Annotated in this window: 1 tRNA gene and 2 rRNA genes; all 3 read right to left on the bottom strand. The window is 55.3% G+C overall.

The annotated features are described in order from the left end of the window. Window positions 1-94: 94 nt before the first annotated feature. Window positions 95-171 (bottom strand) — tRNA-Met (locus tag GOB87_RS16080). A gap of 29 nt (window positions 172-200) precedes the next feature. Continuing rightward, window positions 201-316 (bottom strand): 5S ribosomal RNA (rrf, locus tag GOB87_RS16075). A 97-nt stretch (window positions 317-413) separates the two neighbouring features. Next, window positions 414-3,152 (bottom strand): 23S ribosomal RNA (locus tag GOB87_RS16070). Window positions 3,153-3,214: the final 62 nt, after the last annotated feature.

Below are 3,214 nucleotides of genomic sequence, written 5' to 3'. Positions count from 1 at the left end.
TCTGCATCCTATACGCATCCTGCGCCGCGTTTCGGGCACAAAAAAACCCGCCGTGTTAGGGCGGGTTTATCGTGTCCTATCAAGGACTTGCGCTTGGTTGCGGGGATAGGATTTGAACCTATGACCTTCAGGTTATGAGCCTGACGAGCTACCGGGCTGCTCCACCCCGCGGTGGTGTTGTTTGTGAGATGGATTGGAAGACCTGGCGGCGACCGACTTTCCCACGGCTTAAGCCGCAGTATCATGGGCGCTGGGGGTTTTCACGGCCGAGTTCGGGATGGGATCGGGTGGGTCTCCCCCCGCCATGGCCACCAGGTCATCCAACCCATCTTTAGGTTGGTGATGCGGTTGGTGTTTTTGAAATGTGCGGCATGGATGATTTCTGTGCATGGTCCACTCGTTGGAGTGGGTTATTGAGTGAGACTTGTGGGCGATTAGGACCAGTTAGCTGCACGCATTACTGCGCTTCCACACCTGGCCTATTGACGTGATGGTCTATCACGGCCCTTGGGGAGATCTAGTTTTGAGGTGGGTTTCCCGCTTAGATGCTTTCAGCGGTTATCCCGTCCATACTTAGCTACCCGGCTGTGCCGCTGGCGCGACAACCGGTGCACCAGAGGTATGTTCATCCCGGTCCTCTCGTACTAGGGACAAATCCTCTCAAATCTCCAACATCCACGGCAGATAGGGACCGAACTGTCTCACGACGTTCTAAACCCAGCTCACGTACCACTTTAATCGGCGAACAGCCGAACCCTTGGGACCTGCTCCAGCCCCAGGATGTGATGAGCCGACATCGAGGTGCCAAACCTCCCCGTCGATGTGGACTCTTGGGGGAGATCAGCCTGTTATCCCTAGAGTACCTTTTATCCGTTGAGCGATGGCCCTTCCACGCGGGACCACCGGATCACTATGGCCGACTTTCGTCTCTGATCGAGCTGTCACTCTCACAGTCAGGCGGGCTTATGCCATTGCACTCGACAGCCGGTTTCCGACCGGCCTGAGCCCACCATCGCGCGCCTCCGTTACACTTTGGGAGGCGACCGCCCCAGTCAAACTGCCCACCATGCAGGGTCCCGGACCAGGCTTACTGGTCGCGGTTAGACATCAGAAAAATTCAGGGTGGTATTTCAAGGATGGCTCCACAGGAACTGGCGCCCCTGCTTCAAAGCCTCCCACCTATCCTACACAGAATGTCTCTGATGCCACTGCAAAGCTGCAGTAAAGGTTCATAGGGTCTTTCCGTCTGACCGCGGATACCCCGCATCTTCACGGGGAATTCAATTTCGCTGAGCCGATGCTGGAGACAGCGGGGAAGTCGTTACGCCATTCGTGCAGGTCGGAACTTACCCGACAAGGAATTTCGCTACCTTAGGACCGTTATAGTTACGGCCGCCGTTTACCGGGGCTTCAATTCAGTGCTCTCACACCTCCTCTTAACCTTCCGGCACCGGGCAGGCGTCAGACCCTATACGTCGTCTCTCGACTTCGCAGAGTCCTGTGTTTTTACTAAACAGTCGCTACCCCCTGGTCTGTGCCACCCGCAAATGGTTGCCCACTCACGGGTCTCGCTTATCCCGAAGTTACGCGAGCAATTTGCCTAGTTCCTTCAGCATCGTTCTCTCAAGCGCCTTGGTATTCTCTACCAGTCCACCTGTGTCGGTTTAGGGTACGGTCTATACGCCAGAGCTATTTCCTGGAATGCGCAAAAAGCCAGCCCAATCCGATAAGGACTGACAACATCTTGCATTCGTCACTTCTGGCAGGTTCAGGAATATTAACCTGATTTCCATCGACTACGGCTTTCGCCCTCGCCTTAGGGGCCGACTGACCCTGCGTGGATTAACCTTGCGCAGGAAACCTTGGACTTTCGGCGACAGTGTTTCTCGCACTGTTTGTCGCTACTCATGTCAGCATTCGCACTTCCGATATCTCCAGAGAGGGTCACCCCGTCTCCTTCGCAGACCTACGGAACGCTCCGCTACCGCGCATACATAGTATGCACCCACAGCTTCGGCACGTGGCTTGAGCCCCGTTACATTTTCGGCGCAGGGTTTCTATTAGACCAGTGAGCTATTACGCTTTCTTTAAAGGATGGCTGCTTCTAAGCCAACCTCCTGGTTGTTTTGGAATCCCCACATCCTTTCCCACTTAGCCACGATTTGGGGGCCTTAGCTGGTGGTCTGGGCTGTTTCCCTCTCGACAATGGACCTTAGCACCCACTGTCTGTCTGCCAGGCTAAACTTCCGGGTATTCGGAGTTTGGTTAGGTTTGGTAAGGCTTTGGGCCCCCCTAGCCCATCCAGTGCTCTACCCCCCGGGGTCAACACCTGACGATCTACCTCAATAGATTTCGCGGAGAACCAGCTATTTCCGAGTTTGATTGGCCTTTCACCCCTAACCACAGCTCATCCCCGACTTTTTCAACAGGCGTGGGTTCGGCCCTCCAGTGCGTGTTACCGCACCTTCAGCCTGGCCATGGCTAGATCACTCGGTTTCGGGTCTTCTGCCAGCAACTCGTCGCCCTATTCAGACTCGCTTTCGCTACGCCTACACCTACCGGCTTAAGCTCGCTGCAAACAGAAACTCGCTGACCCATTATACAAAAGGTACGCCGTCACCCCATAAGAGGCTCCGACTGCTTGTAGGCATCCGGTTTCAGGTCTATTTCACTCCCCTCGTCGGGGTGCTTTTCACCTTTCCCTCACGGTACTTGTTCACTATCGGTCACCAGGGAGTATTTAGGCTTGGAGGGTGGTCCCCCCATGTTCAGACAGGGTTTCACGTGCCCCGCCCTACTCAAGGATCATCAGAAGCATTACGCATACGGGGCTATCACCCACTATGGCCGCACTTTCCAGAGCGTTCCGCTTGTCTTCCAATAACCACTGGCCTGCTCCGCGTTCGCTCGCCACTACTAGCGGAATCTCAATTGATGTCTTTTCCTCCAGGTACTGAGATGTTTCAGTTCCCCGGGTTCGCCTCCTGCACCTATGTATTCAGTACAGGATCCTCTTGCGAGGGGGTTGCCCCATTCGGATATCCACGGATCAAAGCCTGCTCGCGGCTCCCCATGGCTTTTCGCAGCGTGCCACGTCCTTCATCGCCTCCTGGTGCCAAGGCATCCACCGAATGCCCTTCTCGCACTCACTCGCCACCATGCACAGAAACCATCCATGCCAGAACGTATTCCGACCTTTCAGGAAACAGGCACG

It is taken from the genome of Acetobacter estunensis, assembly GCF_011516945.1.
GTDB classification, from domain to species: Bacteria; Pseudomonadota; Alphaproteobacteria; order Acetobacterales; family Acetobacteraceae; genus Acetobacter; species Acetobacter estunensis.
Note: the sequence above shows the minus strand (reverse complement) of the source record. Positions and strands in the feature narration are given on the sequence as shown.